The organism is Sphingomonas sp. PEI4, assembly GCF_056679955.1.
Genome location: NZ_CM155258.1, coordinates 531,178 through 550,025 on the forward strand (window position 1 = coordinate 531,178; position 18,848 = coordinate 550,025).

Consider the following 18,848-nt stretch of genomic DNA (forward strand, 5'->3'; position numbering starts at 1 on the left):
CTGGGATGACGGCTAATTGGATGCCGCGCGCTTCCCTTTACTCGTCACCTTTGTCAACCCGCCCTTTGTCAACGGGGGGGACCCTCGCTATGGCGTTCCGATGCATATCCACCCGCTTATCTCCGACAGTGCCTCGCTCGCCAATCTGTGCGCGCGCATGGCCGACGCCGACTATGTGTGCGTCGACACCGAATTCATGCGCGAGAGCACCTATTACCCAGAACTCTGCCTGATCCAGATTGCCGACGACAAAGAAGCCGCGGCGATCGACCCGATGGCGCCGGGCATTGACCTGAAGCCGCTGCTTGACCTGCTCGTCGAGAATCACGACGTGCTGAAGGTCGTCCATGCCGGCGGCCAGGACATCGAAATCGTCTACAACCTCACCGGCAAGACCCCCTTCCCGCTGTTCGACACGCAGGTCGCGGCGATGGCGCTCGGCCAGGGCGAGCAGATCGGCTATTCCAACCTCGTCGACAGCTGGCTGGGCATCGCGGTCGACAAGGGTGCGCGGTTTACCGACTGGGCGCGCCGGCCGCTGGATGCGCGGCAGATCGAATATGCGATCGGCGACGTGACGCATCTGTCGAAAATCTTCCCGAAGATGCTGGAGCGGTTGCGCAAGACGGGGCGCGGCGTGTGGCTCGACCAGGAGATGGAGCGGCTCGGCGATATCGCCAATTACGCGAACGATCCCGACCTGGCGTGGAAGCGCGTGCGGATTTCCGGGCGCAAGCCTGAGGTGCTGGGACGGCTGAAGGCGCTGGCGCGGTGGCGCGAGCTGGAGGCGCAGGCGAAGGATTTGCCGCGCGGTCGGATCGTCAAGGACGAGACGCTGGGCGACATGGCGGGGCATCCGCCGAAGAAGCAGGCCGACCTCGCGCGGGTTCGCGGGTTGTCGGCGACATGGGCGGGCAACGACATCGGTGGCCGCCTGATGGAGGCGATCGAGGGTGCGCAGCCGCTCGGCGAGGACGAGCTGCCGCCGCGCGACGATCGCAAGCCGGGGCTCGGCAAGGAGGGTTCTCTGGTAGCGGATCTGCTCAAGCTGCTGCTCAAGATCCGATCGCGAGACATTGATGTCGCGTCGAAACTTCTTGCGCGGACGGACGAGCTCGAGGCCTTGGCGGCGGGTGTACGGACCGGACTGCCGATGCTGGAGGGCTGGCGGTTCGATCAGTTCGGGCGCGATGCGCTCGATCTCGTCGAGGGGCGACTGGCGTTTGCGGTCATTGGCGGCAAGTTGAAGATGACGCGTACGGAGGATGCCGCATGAGGATCGTCCTGGTTGCGGCGTTGCTGGCGTCGGCGGCGTGTACGCCGGTCGAGATGCGCGGCGAGACGCCTGCCGCTTCGCCGGTCGCGGCCGCCTGCAATGCCGACTCGCTGGGCGATCTGGTCGGCAAGCGGGCGAGTGATGCCCGGGCGGACGTGATGCAGACGCGGTCGGGTACGCGTACGCTGCGCTGGATCGCGCCGAACACGGCCGTCACGATGGACTTCCGGTCCGATCGACTGAACGTTTATGTCGACGCGAAGGGCCGGATCGAGCGGTTTACCTGCGCCTGAATTTTCCGGCGCTTACCGCGTCGGATCGACGTTCGGCATTATAGGGTCACAGCGACTCCGAAATTGCTCCGTCACCCCGGACCTGGTCCGGGGGCCACGGTTCCGCTGTCCAAGTTTTTTCGATTTTTGCGGCACCGTGGATGCCGGAACAAGCCCGGCATGACGGAAGATTAGGTCAGATTTCTCAGCTCAGCCTGAATGTCGATCCGTCCTAGGCAAGAGCCAGCAATGGTTTGCGGCCCAAGGCTGTCGCGAGTGCGGTGTGACGTCGTTCAACGGCTTCTCCGTAGAGACCGCGGTCGTCTGGGCGTAGCGTCAGCGTCAAAGACACGCCGTCGTCAGAAAGGCTGGACCGCTTCAGCGGACCGGCAAGGCCGCCGCTCATGCGCTGGCCTAGACGCATCGCCAAGCCCCAGGCCGTTGCGCTCTTCACCGCGGCCGGCGGTGCCAACCGTCCTACCGGATCCGCTGCCGCCAAGTCGCCGCCCAGGCTCGTATAAAGGGCCTGCGCCAGCATTCCCCGGCCCGGCGCGTCGATCGCGACCCAATTGCCGTGCAGCGCGACCTCTACGCCACGTTCGGCGCGGAACTCGGGGTTGGCGCGCCAGCCTACGTCCGCGAGCAGGCATGCCGTGTGGCGGATGCGGGCCATTGCGGGCGGCTCGGTGGCGAACAGCGGTGCGATCCAGCGATCGAGGAGGTCGCCGTGCTCGGGGAAACGGCCGAGCAGGCGACCTTCCTCGCGCGCGGCGACGATCAGCGGGTCGAGCACGCGGTCTGCGGGCTTGAGCCCTTCGTAGAGAAGACCTTCGCGGAGGCCATAGGCGGACACGACCGTGGTCCTGCTACCGAGCTGCCGCATCAGTACGCCAAGAAGCGCTGCGGCATCGGCGAGCGTTGCCGTGCGGCCCGAGGAGAGCCCAGGAATGGCCTTCAGGCGGGGCTTGGACAGTTGCGGGATGGTCCGGCTGAGGCGGGTGATCGTCGCGGCGGACATCGAATATTGGTGGATGATCGGCAGCGGATAATCCGACAACTCCATGTCGAGCCGCGCCAGCGCGCGCCACGATCCGCCGACGAGATACAACGGAAGCCCCTGCCCCTTCGCGGTCCACCCAGCGTCGCGCACCAGACGCGCGACGTAGCGGGCGAGCACCTTGCCACGCTTCGCACGGATGGGACCGATCCGCAGGACGCCGAGCGGGAACGAGACGCGGTCCTCGATCTTGCCGCGACGGACGCGGACGAGTTCGAGACTGCCGCCGCCGAGATCGCCGACGATGCCGTCTGCTTCGGGGATTGCCGAGAGTACACCATAGCCAGCCGCACTGGCCTCCTGCTCGCCCGACAGCGTCTCGACCTTGAGGCCGAGTTGTTCAGCCGCCGCAATGAGTTCGCCGCCGTTCTTCGCATCGCGTACCGCCGCCGTAGCGACCGTACGGAGCGTCGAGCACTCCATTTCCTTGGCCACCGCAGCGAACCGCGCCAGCGCGACCCGCGCGGTCTTTAAGGCCGACTTCTCGATCGCACCCGTTGCCGCCAGACCGCGCCCGAGCCCCGCCAGTACCTTCTCGTTGAACCGGATCGCGGGCAACCGTGGTGGCCCTTGATACACGACCAGGCGGATCGAGTTCGAGCCGATATCGATGATCCCCGTACGCGGATGATCGTCGGTCTCAGACTTGGGGGGCGAATTGCCGAACAGGATATTCGTGACGCTCATCGTTTTCGCCGAAGCGACAGAGTCGGCACGGCGTTGCTGGTCGCGAGCGAGGCGCCGCGGCCGGAGAGTGACGGGTTGGTCATGAAATACCGATGCAGGTTGAACGGGCGGTCGCCGGGATCGACACGGCTATATTCGCCGTCGGGGCCTAGCTCCCAACTTTGCTCGTTGTCGATCAGGTTCGCGACCATGACCTGATCGAGGATCTGGTCGTGGACGGTCGGGTTGAGGATCGGCAGCATATATTCGACGCGGCGGTCGAAATTGCGCGGCATCCAGTCGGCCGACGAGATGAACAGCTTCGCGCCGTCATTGGGCAGCGCCTTGCCGTTGCCGAACGCCCAGATCCGGCTGTGCTCCAGGAACCGGCCGATCACCGATTTCACGCGGATCGTCTCGGACAGACCGGGCACGCCGGGACGCAGGCAGCAGATGCCGCGGATGATGAGGTCGATCTCGACCCCTGCCCCGCTCGCCTCGTAGAGCTTCTCGATCACCGCCGGGTCGACCAGCGAGTTCATCTTCGCCCAGACGCCCGCCTGTTTGCCGGCGCGCGCATTGGCAATCTCGACGTCGATCAGGTTCATCAGGTTCTGGCGCAGGTCGCGCGGGCTGAGACTGACCTTCGCCATGTCGGTCGGCTCGACATAGCCGGTGATGTAATTGAACATCTGCGCCGCATCGCGCCCGACCGCGGCATCGGCGGTGAAGAAGCTGAGGTCGGTGTAAATCTTGGCGGTGACCGGGTGATAATTGCCGGTGCCGAAATGGCAGTAGGTGCGGAACGCCGGGCCTTCGCGGCGGACGACCAGCGAGACCTTCGCGTGCGTCTTCCAGTCGATGAACCCGTAGACGACCTGAACGCCCGCACGCTCCAATGCGGAGGCCCAGACCATGTTCTGTTCTTCGTCGAACCGCGCCTTCAACTCGACGACGGCAGTGACGGACTTGCCCGCTTCGGCCGCGGTGATGAGCGCGTTGATGACCGCGGGCTGCTTGCCGGCGCGGTAGAGCGTCTGCTTGATCGCCACGACGTCGGGATCGTTCGCCGCCTGTTTGAGGAAGGCGAGCACCACTTCGAACGTCTCGTACGGGTGGTGGACGACGATGTCCTTAGCCTTGATCGCCGCGAAGCAGTCGCCGCCGAATTCGCGGATTCGCTCGGGAAAGCGCGGCGTGAAGGGCGGGAATTTGAGGTCGGGGCGATCTTCGTCGACCAAGCCGTCGAGATCGACGATGCCGAGCAAATTGCCGCTCTCGGTGATGATCGCGTCCGCGCCGCCGAGTTCGTCCTTGAGGACCGCGGCGAGCACATCGGGGATACCGGTTTCGAGTTCAAGGCGAATCACGCGGCCCCGGCGGCGGCGCTTGATCGCGTTGGCGAAGTAGCGGACGAGGTCCTCCGCCTCTTCCTCTATCTCCATGTCGCTGTCGCGCAGGACGCGGAAGCTGGCGGCGGCGAGAACTTCGTAGCCGGGGAAGAGGACCGGCGCGAACCGCTTCAGGATCGATTCGATCGAGATGTAGCGCGCGGGCTCGCCGGGGAGACGGACGAAGCGCGTCATCGTGTGCGGGAGCATGACCAGTTCGCGGACCGGCTCGTTATCCGAACGGCGGACGAGGTCGAAGATCACCGACAGGCCGCGGTTCGGGATGAACGGGAACGGGTGCGCGGGATCGAGCGCCTGCGGGGTCAGGATCGGGAAGATCTGATCGCGGAAGTGCGTTTCCAGCCATTCGTCGGCTTCGCCCTCGACCGCTTCACGCCGCAGCGCGAACAACCCCGCCTCGTCTAGCAGCACGCGGAGATCACCCCATACCGCCTGCTGGCTGGCCATCAGCGCATCGGCCTCGCGGATGATCGCGGTCAGCTGCTGGCCCGCGGTGAGTCCATCGGCCGAACGCCGATCGACGTCCTGCGTTTGCTGGCCCTTGAGGCCGGCGACGCGGACCATGAAGAACTCGTCGAGGTTCGAGCCCGAGATCGACAGGAAGCGGAGCCGCTCCAGCAGCGGGTGCGCGGGGTTGCACGCCTCCTCCAGCACGCGGCGGTTGAACGCCAGCCAGGAGAGTTCGCGGTTGAAATACCGGTCGTTCGGCTCTGCGCCGATGGGATCGTCGTCGTCTTCCGATTGGCGGACGATATGTGCTGGACGGTTCATCGGGCCTCTGGGGTCTTATGGTGGCGTGAAGAGCGGGAGGTCGAGAGCGAGTTGCGGCCGGAGGATCAGCCCGGCTTCGGTGAGTGTGGTTCGTGCTAGAGGAATGGACAAGCGCTTGCGACGTTCCATCGCCTCCTGATCGAGCGCATCGACGGTTCGCGTTACGGTAATATGACTGCGCTCGATTCGCGTGGCCAGCCAGTCGATCAGATCGGGCCGTGCATCGAGGCTGCGGCGCTCGAACAGGTGCGCGAGCAGCAGCCGCATGAGCTCGTCGTCGGGCGCGCCGATCGCGGCGATCGGGCTGGCCGCGAGGCGCGAGCGGAGGTCGGGGAGCTTGACCTTCCACTCGGGCGGCGCTGCGTCGGCAACGATAAGGAGTGGCCTGTGCTCCTCCTGCGCGCGGTTCCAGGCGTGGAACAGCTGCGCCTCGGGCACGCGTTCGGCATCGTCGATGATCGTGCCGCCGCTCTTCGCCGCGAAGATCCGCGCGAGCAGGCTGCGGCCCGATTTGCGCGGGCCGGTGAGAATGGCAGTCATGACGGGCCAGGTGGCCGTATGCTCCAGCGTGTGGACGGCCCGCGAGTTCGATGGGGTAACCAGGAAGGCGTCGTCGCGAGGGTCCGCCGGCCACCCGAGTGGCAGCGCGATTTGAGTCATCTTGGTCGCGCTCACCCTGTCGTCACGGTATCCGCGGGAAGGTCCGGCGGAAGAAGTTGGGAAACCCGGCGGATGCGGATCGTCTGGCCGGAACCGAAGACCTGATAGCCACGCGCTTCGAGCGCGGTCTTCAGCGCAGACGGATCGCCATCATAGGCGACGCGCATCAGCGAGACGCCGCCTAGCGCAAGGCTGGTCGTTGCAGCCGAGCGGACGCCGGGGATCGCGCGGAGTGCAGCCTCGGTCGAGGATACGGCGTTCGCGGCGGGCGTGTCGAACTGGACGATGATCGAGATGCCCGCGCCGCCGGTCAGCACCGCGGTATTCGCGTCGGCAGTTTCGTCGGTGGCCAGGTCATCGACGACCGCGGCTTCCGGCTCGGGCGGTGGCGAGAGGCTGTAGTCGACGCGGAGCGAACCGTTGCGGCGCGCCTGCTGATACAGATCGTCGATCCGCTTCACGCCCGTGTCGAGCAGTTGCGGCAGGCCGTCGGACGTTCCAACGCGGAGCGTGAAGCGGCCGATCAAATCGTTGTCGGGGCCGTGGCGTGCTTCGAACACGCCGATCACCGGACCGCCGGGCCATTGGCGATAGAGCTTCACGACCGGGCTCAGCACGTCGCTCGCGCCATATTGGTCGAGGATCGTCCGCCACCAGCCTCGGCCGGGACGCTGCGTCTGGCCGACGTTGAGCAGGAGTGCATCGGGGCCGGAGCCGGAGGGGCGGACGTAATCGATGCTGCTGTTGCCGGTGCGATAGCGTGCCCAAGCCTGCTGCCACTGCGTGCTCTGCTCGAACGATTGGCCGACACCGCCCGAATATTGCACCGGGATGACGAGCATCGGCTGCGAGCGATCGGCGTAGGTCGAGATGCCGAGGACGGAACCCGCGCGGGTGCGGTCGAACAGCACGCCGAGCTTGGCGATGTAGCGCTGCGCGCCGATCTGTTCGTTCTCGACCACGATACCGGAGACCAGCGAATCGAGCGTGCCGTCGGAGACGAGACCGCCACCGCCGCCGAGCCGGTTCGACAATTGCACCCAAGCCTTGCGCTGTGCGAGGCGCCAGCCACCATAGCGTGCGGCGTCGGCGGTCTTGCCGGCGACGTCGACGGTGACGCCGCTCACCTCATAGGCGCTGCCGCTGTCGACCGGGGCTGCGCCTCGGCTGCCGCCCTCGATCTGCGCAAGCACGGCTCCGCCGCTGAGCAGCAAAGCGGCGCCGGCAAGCGCGGTGGGAAGGGTACGGATACGCATCAAGCGGGCCTTTTGGCGAAGCAGACGTGGAAATCCAAGCGCGATGTGGCTAGCAGCACCGATCATGACCGATACGCCAGACTCCGCCACTCCCGCTTCGGGTTCCTACACCTACGCTCAAGCGGGCGTTTCGATCGCCGCGGGCAACGCGCTGGTGCGGGCGATCGCCCCGCTCGCGCGCTCGACGCGGCGGCCGGGGGCTGATGCCGATCTTGGTGGGTTCGGCGGCATGTTCGACCTGAAGGCAGCGGGCTTCGTCGATCCCCTGCTGGTCGCGGCAAACGATGGTGTCGGCACCAAGCTGAAGCTTGCGATCGAGTGGGATCGGCATGAGGGCGTCGGCGTCGACCTGGTTGCGATGTGCGTCAACGACCTGATCGTGCAGGGTGCCGAGCCGCTGTTTTTCCTCGATTATTATGCGAGCGGGAAGCTCGATGCCGCAGTCGCCGAGCGCGTCGTCGCCTCAATTGCGGAGGGGTGCAAGACCGCGGGCTGCGCGCTGATCGGCGGCGAGACCGCCGAGATGCCGGGCATGTATGCAGACGGCGATTACGATCTGGCGGGCTTCTGCGTCGGTGCGGTCGAGCGGACCAACGTGCTGACCGGGCGCGAGATCGCGGCGGGCGACGTGATGCTCGGGCTGGCGTCGTCGGGGGTGCATTCGAACGGGTTCTCGCTGGTCCGCCGGCTGGCCACCGATCGTGGCTGGAAGCTCGATCGCCCTGCGCTGTTCGACCAGGACAAGTTGCTGATCGATCACCTGATGGCGCCGACTCGCATTTATGTGGCGAGCCTGCTGCCGTTGCTGCGCGAGCGGCGGATCAAGGGGCTGGCGCATATTACGGGCGGTGGCCTGCTGGAGAACATCCCGCGCGTGTTGCCGGATGGTGTGCATGCGGTGGTCGATGCGGATGCCTGGGAGCAGTCGCGGTTGATGGCGTTCCTACAGGCGCAGGGCACGATCGAGCCGGAGGAGATGGCGCGGACGTTCAACTGTGGGATCGGCATGGTCGTGATCGTTAGCGCCGACGAGGCCGAGGCGGTAACCGCGGCGCTCGAAGCGGCGCATGAGACGGTGTTCACGATCGGGCGGATCGAGACCGGGACGCACGGCTGTACGGTGCGTGGGTCGGCGGGCACGTGGAGCGCACGCGAGGACTGGACCGCGACGCATGGCTGAGAAGAGACGGGTCGGCGTGCTGATCTCCGGGCGCGGATCGAACATGATGGCGCTGGTCGGCGCGTCGCGCGCGGCGGAGTGTCCGTACGAGATCGCGCTGGTGGCGTCTGACAAACCGGACGCGGCGGGGCTTGAGTGGGCGCGGTCGGAGGGTGTGGCGACGTTTGCGCTGTCGCCCAAGGGTCTGGGCAAGCCTGCCTACGAGGCGGCGATCGACGCGGCGTTGCGCGAGGCTGGTGTCGAGATCGTTGCGCTGGCCGGCTATATGCGGTTGCTGTCGGACGGATTCGTCGCGGCGTGGCGCGATCGGATCGTCAATATCCATCCGTCGCTGCTGCCCAAGTACAAGGGCCTCGACACGCATGCGCGGGCGATCGCGGCGGGCGATGCGGTCGGCGGGTGTTCGGTGCATGTCGTGACTGAGGAGCTGGATGGCGGCGTGGTGCTGGGGCAGGCCGAGGTGCCGATCCTTGCCGGCGACGATGCGGATGCGCTTGCGGCACGCGTGCTGGCGGCGGAACATGCGCTATATCCGAGAACGTTGGCGGAGTTCGTGACGCGATGACCAACGAGACTCCGACCGAGCGCCGCGAGGCTGCGGCGACGCGGCGGCGCTGGGTTACTCTGGCCGAGGTGCTAGCCGTAGCTGGCGTGCTGATCGCGGCCCTGACCTTGTGGAGCAACTGGTCCGAACGCAGCGCCGATAACGCCGAAAAGGCGAGCGCGCGGGCTAGCGAGGCGCGGAAGGACCAGCGTTTCGAAATCCGCGCGGTGGCGGCTGAGAAGGGCGACTCGCTGATGCTGCTGCGCGATGAGAAGCACGAAATCCAGGATGCGACCGTGGCGTTTCCTTCGGCCTTGGGCATTGGGCGGCAGGATGCGCTGACCGATCAGATCCAGCGGAGTTGGTTCGAGAAGGCGCTGCTGAAGGCGACCGATGGTGGCGCGGACGATCAGGCTGGACGGCTGCCGGTGTTCATTACGGTGAACTATACCGATGGCGATGCCACGCGGTCGGCTAGCGGAATTTACGACGTGATCTGGCAGACGAAGGCGGGCGAGTTTCTGTCGGGACGTTCGCTGACGTTGCAGGGGCTGCGGGTTCGGCAGCGTGGTGGGGATCAGGCTAGGCTTGATGCGATCTGGGCGAAAGAGAAGCCGGCGGCGTAAGCTGCGCTCTTGGAAACGAAGTGCAGCTTGTTCCCCCGCGAAGGCGGGGGTCCAGACTGGGCTCCCGCCTTCGCGGGAGAACAAGGAGGCGGTAATTGCCCTTTGCCCCTATCACACCGTCCGCGCGTAGACCGGGTCGTCGTGGAGGGTGGTGCCGACTGTGAACTGGCGGGTGCCGATTACTGCGAAGCCATGGCGTTCGTAGAAGGTTCGGGCTCGGGTGTTCTGGTCCCATACGCCTAGCAGGACACGGGTGCGGCCTGCCACGGCAGAGTCTTCAAGGGCGCGGGCCATCAGGGCAGCGCCTAGCCCTGAGCCTTGGGCCTGTTTCATCAGGTAGATGCGGCGGAGTTCTATGTCCGCTGAGCCGGGTTTGATCGGGAAGTCCGGCGCGGTCAGCACGGTGTAGCCGATCAGCGCATGGCCGGGCTCGTATTCCGCGAGCGTCACGATCGTCGCAGGATCGGCCAGCCACGTCTCGAACGCGGCGATGCTGTTGTTGCGCGTGCAATGGGCGACGATGTCGGCGCCTGACAGCACGGTCGCATAGGTTTCGAGGAACGTGGCGGATGCGACGAGCGACAGCGCGGGCGCGTCGCCGGCCCTGCCCGTCGCAACCGCCAGGCCATCAGCCGACGATTTCTTCGGGCTTGAAGAAATAGGCGATCTCGATCTCGGCGTTCTCGTCCGAATCCGAACCGTGCACCGAGTTCGCTTCGATCGACTCGGCGAGTTCCTTGCGGATCGTGCCGGGCTCTGCGTTGGCGGGGTTGGTGGCGCCCATGATGTCGCGGTTGCGCTGCATTGCGTTCTCGCCTTCGAGAACCTGGACGACGACCGGGCCGGAGATCATGAACGAGACCAGCTCACCGAAGAACGGACGCTCCTTGTGGACCGCGTAGAAGCCTTCGGCCTGCTCGCGGGTCATCTGGATGCGCTTCGAAGCGATGACGCGCAGGCCGGCTTCCTCGAGCATCTTGGTGACTGCACCGGTCAGGTTGCGGCGGGTTGCATCGGGCTTGATGATCGAAAAGGTACGGTTCGCGGCCATGATGGTCACGGGCTCCTGTGTTGACGGTAATTGGATGCGCGGCGCTTAGGCGGGGGACGGCGCTAAAGCAACCTAGGCAGCTTGTTCCCAACGGCCGGAGTCGTTCTGCTTCCAGTAGCGGCGTTCGACGCCCTCGCGGTCGGCGAGCGCTTTCCAGGCGAGGCGGGCTTCGCGGATGGCTTCGTCATCGAAGATGTGGAAGGCGCGGTCAAAGGTCAGGATAAGGTCACGCCAACGACCATCTACTACCGCGACGTTGCGGGCGGCGTTGGCGGGGGCGGCTTCGGTTATTTCTTCTGCGATTAGAATGGGTTGGACTGTGTCGTCGGCGCTGCCGGCCTGGGCGTGGGGGAGGAAGCTCTCGGGCGCGTAGGACCAGAGGAGGCGGTCTAGTGCGACGCGTTGTTCTTCGGGTTCGGCGACGATCAGGAGGCGGCCTCCGGTCTGGACGACGCGTTCGGCGATGCGTGGGAGGACGCGGTCGAGGGGGCTTGTTAGGTGGTAGAAATCGACCTGCATTGTTACTCCCCGCTGTTCCCCCGCGAAGGCGGGGGTCCAGGGTCACGATCGGTGTCGGTACTTATCTGGGCCCCCGCGTCCGCGGGGGAGCAGTTCTTCTTCCGGGTTTCAGCCCTCGTACGCGTTTCAGCCCTCGTAATTGTCCGCGACGAACTGGTCGAGCAGGCGGACGCCGTAGCCGGTTGCGCCCTTGTCGTGGTTCGTCCCCGGCTTGTCGGACCAGACCATGCCGGCGATGTCGAGATGCGCCCACTTTACGCCCTCGTCGACGAAACGCTTGATGAACTGCGCCGCGGTGATCGAGCCGGCGCCGCGGGGGCCGACGTTCTTCATGTCGGCGATCGGCGAGTCGATCAGCTTGTCGTAGGCGGGCGACAGCGGGAAGCGCCAGAGCGTGTCGCCGGTGGTCTTGCCCGCCGCGATCAGCTGGTCGGCGAGCGCGTCGTCATTGGCGAAGATGCCGCCATTCTCGGTGCCCAGCGCGACGATCATCGCGCCGGTGAGCGTAGCGAGATCGATGATCGTGGTCGGCTTGTGCGCCTGCTGGACCCAGGTGACGCAATCGCAGAGCACGAGGCGACCCTCGGCGTCGGTGTTGAGCACTTCGATCGTCTGGCCGGACATCGAGGTGATGACGTCGCTCGGGCGCAGCGCCGCGCCGTCGGGCATGTTCTCGACCAAGCCCATCACGCCCACGACGTTCGCCTTGGCCTTGCGGCTGGCCAGCGCCTTCATCGCGCCGGCGACGGCGCCTGCCCCGCCCATGTCCCACTTCATGTCTTCCATGCCCGCGCCGGGCTTGATCGAGATGCCGCCCGAATCGAACGTCACGCCCTTGCCGACGAACGCCAGCGTCGGCGCATCGGCGCCTGCCCCGTTCCACTTAAGCGCGAGGATGCGGGCTTCACGCCGCGAACCCTGGCTGACGCCCAGCAGCGAGCCCATGCCGAGTTCGGTCATCTGTGCTTCGTCGAGCACGGTGATCTCGAGCCCGAGGCCCTCGACGTCCTTCGTCACCTTCTCGACAAAGCTCTCGGGGTAGACGACGTTCGGCGGCGACGTGACCAGCCAGCGGGTCAGGTCGAGACCTCCGGTGACAGCCAACTGCTCGGCCCACGCAGCGTCGGTGCCGTCAGGCGCACCCGCGATCGTGATCTCAGTCAGCGTCGGCTTCGACTTCTCGGCCAGCTTGGTGCGGTACGTGTCGTAGCGCCAAGCGCGCTGCGCGGCGGCGGCGGCGAAGTGCGCGGCGGCCTTCGGGGTCGGCGTGGCACCGGCGGAGAGGTCGGCGACGACCGACGTCGCGCCCGAAGTCAGCAGGCGTGCGGTGATCGCCCCGCCGGCTTTTTCCCAATCGGCGTTTTCGCCTGCGCCGACGCCGACGAGCAGGACCTGACGCACTGCACCGTCGACGGGCACGAACAGCTCGACGACCGAACCGGCCTCGCCCGCGAACCGTGCCGCAGCCGCTGCGCTGGTCGCCACCGCCTCGACATCGCCGCCGACCGCGCTCCACGTGACCTTCGCCACGCCGTCCTTCGCAACGGGGACGGCCAGGATCGGGGCGTTGGCGGGAACGGTCGGGGCGAAGACGATCTGCATGAAGAAACCTCGGGAAGCTTTTGAACGGATGTGCGTACCCCATAAGTTGATGCCGCGGGTCCGGCAAAGCAAGGTGGTCGCCGTAACGCTCGATGATTGCAGCGATACGCCGGGATGCGAATGCGGGATGCGATTGCAGCGAAGGGCCGGTGGTGCGATAGGCGGGCGATATGGCGGCATACGGCTGCCCAGTGCCAAAGGGGTTGGTTCGGATCGTGTTGCGTATCGACCTTTTGACGGGTTGTGCCGTTTCGCTCGCGCTAGCGTGCGGGCTGGCGACCTCGCCCTTGCATGCCCAGGATTTCCAGAACCGTCCGGTCGCGCCACCGGTGCCCGAAGCGCCGCTCGCCAATGCGTCGACAGCGACGCCGGCCGAAGACCAGGTGCAGTTCAGCTCCACCGCGCTGGAGTACAACACCAACAGCGATATCGTCACCGCGACCGGTGAAGTCCGGATGTTCCGCCAGGGCAGCCGCCTGCGTGCGGACAAGGTCGTGTGGGACCGCAAGACCGGCAAGGTCGTCGCGACCGGCAACATCGCGGTCACCAATCCCGAAGGCGACATCGCGTACGGCGACGAGATCAACCTGACCGATTCGCTGAAGGACGGCGTGGTCGACAACATGCTCGTCGTGCTCGAACAGGGCGGACGCCTTGCCGCTCAGCAGGGTACGCGCGACGCCGACGGCACGGTCAATTTGAAGACGGCCGCCTACACGCCGTGTGGGGTAACCAACGCCGCGGGGTGTCCGAAGGAACCGACGTGGAAGATCACGGCGGTCCGCGTCACCTATCGCCCCGAGCGGAAGCGCATCTTCTACAAGGGCGCGCGGCTGCATCTGTTCGGCCTGCCGAGCCTGCCGCTTCCCGAGTTCTCGAACCCGGTCGGTGGCGGCAGCGACAGTGGCCTGCTCTCGCCCAACGGTGGCTATAGCCGCGTCAACGGCGTCGAGGTCAGCGTTCCCTATTACTGGAAGCTGGCCCCGAACCAGGGACTGGTCATCACCCCGCATATCTACAGCAGCGTGCTGCCGATGGCGCAGGTCGACTATTCCGCGCTCAACTCCAAGGGTGCGTTCAAAGTGCGCGCCTACGCGACCGAAAGCCGGCGCAGCGACGATCTGACGACCGCGGACCCGACGGATACAAGCATGGCGTTCCGCGGCTATATCGACGGCATGGCGCGCTATCAGCTGACGCCGAACTGGACCGCGAGCGGCTCGCTTCGCCTGACGACCGACCGGACGTTCCTGCGCCGCTACGACATCTCGCGCGATGACCGGTTGCGCACTACCGCCAGCCTGGAGCGGATCGACGACAGCAGCTATTTCTCGCTGAGCGGCTGGTACGCGCAGACGTTGCGCGTCGCCGACAGGCAGGGGGAACAGCCGATCGCGCTGCCCGAAATCGATTATCGCAAGCGGTTCGACGACGGCCTCGTCGGCGGCCGGTTCCAGCTCCAGCTGAACACGCTGGCGTTGACCCGCACCGATGGCCAGGACACGCAGCGCGCGTTCGCGAGCCTGCAATGGGACCTGCGCCGGTTCACGAACTGGGGCCAGGAGGTCACGTTCACCGCGTTCGCACGCGGCGATCTGTACAATAGCAACGAGATCAATAAGACGCTCATCCCTAGCTATCAGGGGTTCGGCGGCTTCCGCCAGCGCGCCATCGGTGCCGCTGCGGTCGATGTGAAATGGCCGTTTATCGGTACGTTCCTGGGCGGCACGCAGCGCTTTACGCCGCGGGTGCAGTTCGTTGCGGCGCCGAAGGTCGCCAACCTCTCGCTTCCGAACGAGGATTCACGCGCGGTCGATCTCGACGACACCAACCTCTTCTCGCTGAACCGGTTCGCGGGCTACGATCGGTTCGAGGATTCGTCGCGCGTCACCTATGGTGGTGAATGGGCGCTGGACCTGCCGGGCATCACCTTCACGACCAATGTCGGCCAAAGCTATCGCCTCGACACACGCCCGACGATCCTGCCCGACGGCACCGGGCTCAGCGACCGGTTCTCCGATATCGTCGGGCGCAGCGAGCTTCGGTTCCGCGACTTCGTTTCGATCGTCCACCGCTATCGGCTCGACAAGGATGGCTTCGCGATCCGCCGCAACGAGGTCGACGCGACGATCGGCTCGCGCGCGACCTATGTTCTGGTCGGGTACCTCAAGCTCAACCGCAACATTGATCCTACGATCGAGGATCTGCGCGACCGCGAGGAAGTCCGCGTCGCGGGCCGCGTGCAATTCGCGCGGTTCTGGTCGGCGTTCGGCTCGGGCGTGGTCGATCTCACCAATGCGTCGGAAGATCCGCTGTCCCGCAGCGACGGCTTCACGCCGATCCGCCACCGCCTCGGCGTGCAGTATGAGGACGACTGCCTGCGGCTCGGCGGCACGTGGCGTCGAACGTACAACGACACCGGCGACGCGCGTAGGGGGAACAGCTTCCTGTTGACGCTGGCCTTCACCAACCTCGGCCGCTAAGCCCGCGTTCAGCTACTTTGGGGCAAACCGCGCCGGATATGCGTCGTCATGGCAATGGCGGTGCGATGTATGGCGTGCGATGATGGGATACCGACACTTGAAGCATGATGTTCGACTGGCGGCGCGTGGCGGCCGTGTGATCGGTTCGGTGGTTCTGGCCGCGCTGGCTGCAAGCGCGTTCGCGCAGGCCGTTCCACCCAAGCGTGCACAGGGCAGGCCCGCACCGCGACCTGTGCCTGCTCAAGCCCAACCGGCGCAGACCCAGCCTGTGCAGACCCAGCCTGCGCCGGCCCAGTCGGCGCCCGGTCAGACGGTTCAGGACCAGAGCGTGCCGGACAATACCGGTCTCGATATCCCGACCAATCTCCAGATCTTCGGCAAGGTCGATCCCAACGTCCGCAAGCCGACTGCGATCGTCAACGATACGGTCATCACCGGTACGGACGTCGACCAGCGTGTCGCTCTGGTGGCGATGGCCAATGAGGCGAAGCTGTCGGCCGAGGATCGCGAGCGGCTGAAGCTCCAGGTGCTCCGCCAGCTGATCGACGAGACGCTCCAGATCCAGGAGGCGAAGACCGCCGACATCACGATCACGCCCGCCGAGCTGACGCAAAGCTATGACGGCGTGTCGAAGCGCTTCAATCGTACGCCCGTCGCGATGCGCGCGTATCTGCGCGAATCCGGGTCGTCCGAGCGCTCGCTCAAGCGGCAGATCGAGGGCGAGCTCGCCTGGCAGCGCTATCTGCGTCGCCGCGTCGAGCCGTTCGTCAACGTCGGCGACGAAGAGGTGAAGTCGATCATCGACCGTCTCCAGGCGGCCAAGGGCACCGACGAGTTCAACCTCAAGGAAATCTACCTCGCGGCGACGCCGGCCAACGGCCAGCAGGTCTATGCGAACGCCAAGCAGATCCTGCAGGAAATCCAGAAGGGCGCGCAGCCGTTCGAATATTATGCACGCCAGTTCTCCGAAGCATCGACGCGTGCGGTTGGTGGCGACCTCGGCTGGATCCGGGCGGCCACGTTGCCGGCGCAGCTGGCCGAAGCCGCGACGACGATGCAGGTCGGCCAGGTTGCCGGCCCGATCGAAGTCTCCGGCGGCTATTCGATCCTGTACCTGACAGACAAGCGCCAGGTGCTGACCGCTGATCCGCGTGACGCGAAGCTCAGCCTGAAGCAACTGACGCTGCGTTTCCCGCCGAACACGAACCAGGCGCAGGCTGCGGCGCGCGCACAGGCGTTCGCCAAGGCGACCCAGGAGTTGCGCGGCTGTGGTACGGTCGAGAAGGTCGCGGCCGGGATCGGCGCCGACGTGGTCGACAATGACACGGTCCGCATTCGCGACCTCCCGCCGCAGCTTCAGGAAGTGATGCTGAAGCTCCAGGTCGGTGAGTCCAGCCCGCCCTTCGGGTCCGCGGAACAGGGCGTGCGCGCGCTGGTGCTGTGCGGCCGCGACGAGGCGAGTGGGGGTTCGGTGCCGAATTCGGAACAGATCCAGGGGCAACTCGAACAACAGCGAGTCAACCTGCGCGCCCAGCAGAAGCTGCGCGATCTGCGGCGCGATGCCGTGGTCGAATATCGGTGATCGCGGCATGGTAACCGGAGCGTGAGCCGCATCCCGCCGCTGGCGGTATCGATGGGCGATCCTGCCGGGATCGGGCCCGAGATCATCGCCAAGGCCTGGGACGCGCGTGAGGCACGTGGCTTGCCGCCGTTCGTCGCGGTCGGCGATGCGCGAGCGATCGAACGCGTGTGGGGCGGCCCGATCGCACGGATCGCGGATCTGAATGCGGCAGCGGTGGTTTTCGGTGAGGCGTTGCCGGTGCTGACCGTTGGCGACGCCGGCGCGATCATACCGGGTGAACCCGATGCGGACGGGGCACGCTGTGCGCTGCATTCGTTGGAGCTGGCCGTCGGTCTCGTCCGCACCGGTGCGGCGCGTGCGCTGGTCACCGGGCCCGTTTCGAAGGCGCAGCTGTATGCGATCGGCTTCAGCCATCCGGGCCAGACCGAATTCGTTGCCGAACGCTACGGCGTAGCAGGCGACAATGCGGTGATGATGCTCGCTGGCCCTTCGCTGAAGGTCGTGCCGATCACGACTCACGTGCCGTTGAAGGACGTATCCGCGCTGCTGACGGTCGACCTTATCCTCGCCAAGGCGCGCGCGACCGCTCGGGGGTTGTTGAAGAACTTCGGGATCGAGAACCCGCGGCTCGCCTTTGCCGGGTTTAATCCGCATGCGGGCGAGCAGGGTGCGCTCGGGCGCGAGGAGATAGAGATCATCGCGCCCGCGATCGCGATCCTGCGAGCCGAGGGCATCGATGCGACCGGGCCTTTCGCAGCCGACACGATGTTCCATCCTCGCGCGCGTGCGACCTACGATGTCGTCATGTGCTGCTATCACGATCAGGCGCTGGTCCCGCTCAAGACGATCCATTTCGACGAGGGCGTGAACATGACGCTGGGGCTGCCGATCGTACGGACCTCACCCGATCACGGCACCGCATTCGCGATCGCCGGCAAGAACCTTGCCGAGCCGGGCGCGATGATCGCGGCGATCGCCATGGCGGGCGAAGCTGCCGACCGGCGCGCGCAGTCCGCAGCCTGCAAGTCGTGAGCGATGCGGTAATGGAGCTGCCCCCGCTGCGCGAGGTGATCGCGCGGTACGGATTGAACGCGAGCAAGGCGCTCGGGCAGAATTTCCTGTTTGATATGCAGTTGCTCAAGCGGATCGCGGCGGTCCCGGGTGATCTGCGCGATGCCGAGGTGCTGGAAGTGGGCCCTGGACCTGGTGGTCTGACGCGCGCGCTGCTTGCGGCGGGTGCGCGGGTGACCGCGATCGAGCGCGATCGGCGCTGTATCCCGGCGCTGGCCGAACTCGACGAGGCGTATCCGGGGAAGCTGCGCGTAATCGAGGGCGATGCGATGGCAATCGACGCGCCGACGCTGTTCGAGGGCAAGCCGCATATCGTGTCGAACCTGCCGTATAATATAGGCACGGCGTTGCTGGTCGGGTGGCTGTCGGCGTCGTGGTTGCCGTGGTGGCAGTCGTGCACGCTGATGTTCCAGAAGGAAGTCGCCGAGCGGATCGTGGCGAAGACCAACGACGATCATTATGGGCGCCTCGCGGTGCTGGCGCAGTGGCGCTCGACCGCGCGGATCGCGATGCCGGTGCACCGGTCGGCCTTTACGCCGCCGCCGAAGGTGATGTCGGCCGTGGTCCATCTGACGCCGGTTGATGCGCCCGAAGGCGTGAACTTCGCGGTGCTGGAGCGGCTTACGGGCGCGGCGTTCGGGCAGCGGCGGAAGATGTTGCGGCAGAGCCTGAAGGGCGTGCCGGGCGCGCTCGATGCGCTGGAGCGGATCGGGGTCGAGGCAACGCGGCGGGCGGAGACGCTGTCGGTTGCGGACTTTACGGCTTTGGCGAAGGCGGTGGGGTGACACTCAACGATCCTCCCCCGCAAGGGGGAGGATAA

Annotated in this window: 17 protein-coding genes; 9 read left to right on the forward strand and 8 right to left on the reverse strand. The window is 66.1% G+C overall.

Going from position 1 to position 18,848, the window contains the following annotated elements:
• Positions 1 to 100 precede the first annotated feature (100 nt).
• Positions 101 to 1,276 (forward strand): ribonuclease D, encoded by a 1,176-nt coding sequence (rnd, locus tag AC1MLZ_RS02295; RefSeq protein WP_480960261.1) that lies wholly within the window; start codon positions 101 to 103, stop codon positions 1,274 to 1,276.
• A complete protein-coding gene (locus tag AC1MLZ_RS02300; protein WP_480960262.1) occupies positions 1,273 to 1,569 on the forward strand; it encodes an I78 family peptidase inhibitor in 297 nt (98 codons plus the stop codon). The genes rnd and AC1MLZ_RS02300 overlap by 4 nt, the downstream gene beginning before the upstream one ends.
• 211 nt (positions 1,570 to 1,780) lie before the next feature.
• Here AC1MLZ_RS02300 and AC1MLZ_RS02305 read toward each other — a convergent pair whose 3' ends face one another.
• The 4 genes from AC1MLZ_RS02305 to AC1MLZ_RS02320 are packed head-to-tail and all read right to left on the reverse strand — an operon-like array spanning position 1,781 to position 7,370.
• Positions 1,781 to 3,292, reverse strand: coding sequence for a Ppx/GppA phosphatase family protein (locus tag AC1MLZ_RS02305; RefSeq protein ID WP_480960263.1), 1,512 nt, complete (start codon positions 3,290 to 3,292; stop codon positions 1,781 to 1,783).
• The gene (locus AC1MLZ_RS02310) at positions 3,289 to 5,454 is read right to left on the reverse strand and encodes an RNA degradosome polyphosphate kinase (RefSeq protein ID WP_480960264.1); all 2,166 of its coding nucleotides are present in this window, start codon (positions 5,452 to 5,454) and stop codon (positions 3,289 to 3,291) included. The genes AC1MLZ_RS02305 and AC1MLZ_RS02310 overlap by 4 nt, the downstream gene beginning before the upstream one ends.
• Positions 5,455 to 5,469: 15 nt before the next feature.
• Positions 5,470 to 6,114 (reverse strand): HdaA/DnaA family protein, encoded by a 645-nt coding sequence (locus AC1MLZ_RS02315; RefSeq protein WP_056050416.1) that lies wholly within the window; start codon positions 6,112 to 6,114, stop codon positions 5,470 to 5,472.
• An 11-nt stretch (positions 6,115 to 6,125) separates the two neighbouring features.
• The gene (locus AC1MLZ_RS02320; RefSeq protein WP_480960265.1) at positions 6,126 to 7,370 is read right to left on the reverse strand and encodes a heavy-metal-associated domain-containing protein; all 1,245 of its coding nucleotides are present in this window, start codon (positions 7,368 to 7,370) and stop codon (positions 6,126 to 6,128) included.
• Between the two features lie 64 nt (positions 7,371 to 7,434).
• Between AC1MLZ_RS02320 and purM the strand changes: the two genes are divergently transcribed.
• The 3 genes from purM to AC1MLZ_RS02335 are packed head-to-tail and all read left to right on the forward strand — an operon-like array spanning position 7,435 to position 9,720.
• Complete coding sequence (gene purM, locus AC1MLZ_RS02325) at positions 7,435 to 8,550, forward strand: phosphoribosylformylglycinamidine cyclo-ligase (RefSeq protein ID WP_480960266.1); 1,116 nt, start codon at positions 7,435 to 7,437, stop codon at positions 8,548 to 8,550.
• Entirely contained in the window at positions 8,543 to 9,115 is a 573-nt protein-coding gene (purN, locus tag AC1MLZ_RS02330; protein ID WP_480960267.1) for a phosphoribosylglycinamide formyltransferase, read from the forward strand. The genes purM and purN overlap by 8 nt, the downstream gene beginning before the upstream one ends.
• Positions 9,112 to 9,720, forward strand: coding sequence for a hypothetical protein (locus AC1MLZ_RS02335; RefSeq protein ID WP_480960268.1), 609 nt, complete (start codon positions 9,112 to 9,114; stop codon positions 9,718 to 9,720). The genes purN and AC1MLZ_RS02335 overlap by 4 nt, the downstream gene beginning before the upstream one ends.
• 111 nt (positions 9,721 to 9,831) lie before the next feature.
• Here the strand turns inward: AC1MLZ_RS02335 and AC1MLZ_RS02340 are convergent, their stop codons facing one another.
• From AC1MLZ_RS02340 to AC1MLZ_RS02355, 4 genes are all read right to left on the reverse strand, one after another.
• Positions 9,832 to 10,260 (reverse strand): GNAT family N-acetyltransferase, encoded by a 429-nt coding sequence (locus AC1MLZ_RS02340; protein ID WP_480960269.1) that lies wholly within the window; start codon positions 10,258 to 10,260, stop codon positions 9,832 to 9,834.
• A gap of 88 nt (positions 10,261 to 10,348) precedes the next feature.
• Positions 10,349 to 10,771 (reverse strand): nucleoside-diphosphate kinase, encoded by a 423-nt coding sequence (gene ndk / locus AC1MLZ_RS02345; RefSeq protein ID WP_480961450.1) that lies wholly within the window; start codon positions 10,769 to 10,771, stop codon positions 10,349 to 10,351.
• Positions 10,772 to 10,843: 72 nt separating this feature from the next.
• A complete protein-coding gene (locus AC1MLZ_RS02350) occupies positions 10,844 to 11,290 on the reverse strand; it encodes a DNA polymerase III subunit chi (RefSeq protein WP_480960270.1) in 447 nt (148 codons plus the stop codon).
• A 126-nt stretch (positions 11,291 to 11,416) separates the two neighbouring features.
• Positions 11,417 to 12,892: a leucyl aminopeptidase gene (locus AC1MLZ_RS02355; RefSeq protein WP_480960271.1), complete on the reverse strand. Its 1,476-nt coding sequence runs from the start codon at positions 12,890 to 12,892 to the stop codon at positions 11,417 to 11,419.
• Positions 12,893 to 13,107: 215 nt separating this feature from the next.
• Here AC1MLZ_RS02355 and AC1MLZ_RS02360 point away from each other — a divergent pair, with 215 nt between their 5' ends.
• From AC1MLZ_RS02360 to rsmA, 4 genes are all read left to right on the forward strand, one after another.
• Positions 13,108 to 15,375, forward strand: coding sequence for an LPS-assembly protein LptD (locus tag AC1MLZ_RS02360; protein WP_480960272.1), 2,268 nt, complete (start codon positions 13,108 to 13,110; stop codon positions 15,373 to 15,375).
• A gap of 268 nt (positions 15,376 to 15,643) precedes the next feature.
• Positions 15,644 to 16,957, forward strand: a complete 1,314-nt coding sequence (locus tag AC1MLZ_RS02365) for a peptidylprolyl isomerase (RefSeq protein ID WP_480961451.1) — start codon at positions 15,644 to 15,646, stop codon at positions 16,955 to 16,957.
• A 51-nt stretch (positions 16,958 to 17,008) separates the two neighbouring features.
• A complete protein-coding gene (gene pdxA / locus AC1MLZ_RS02370; RefSeq protein WP_480961452.1) occupies positions 17,009 to 17,989 on the forward strand; it encodes a 4-hydroxythreonine-4-phosphate dehydrogenase PdxA in 981 nt (326 codons plus the stop codon).
• 11 nt (positions 17,990 to 18,000) lie between these two features.
• Entirely contained in the window at positions 18,001 to 18,813 is an 813-nt protein-coding gene (gene rsmA / locus AC1MLZ_RS02375; protein ID WP_480961453.1) for a 16S rRNA (adenine(1518)-N(6)/adenine(1519)-N(6))-dimethyltransferase RsmA, read from the forward strand.
• Positions 18,814 to 18,848: the final 35 nt, after the last annotated feature.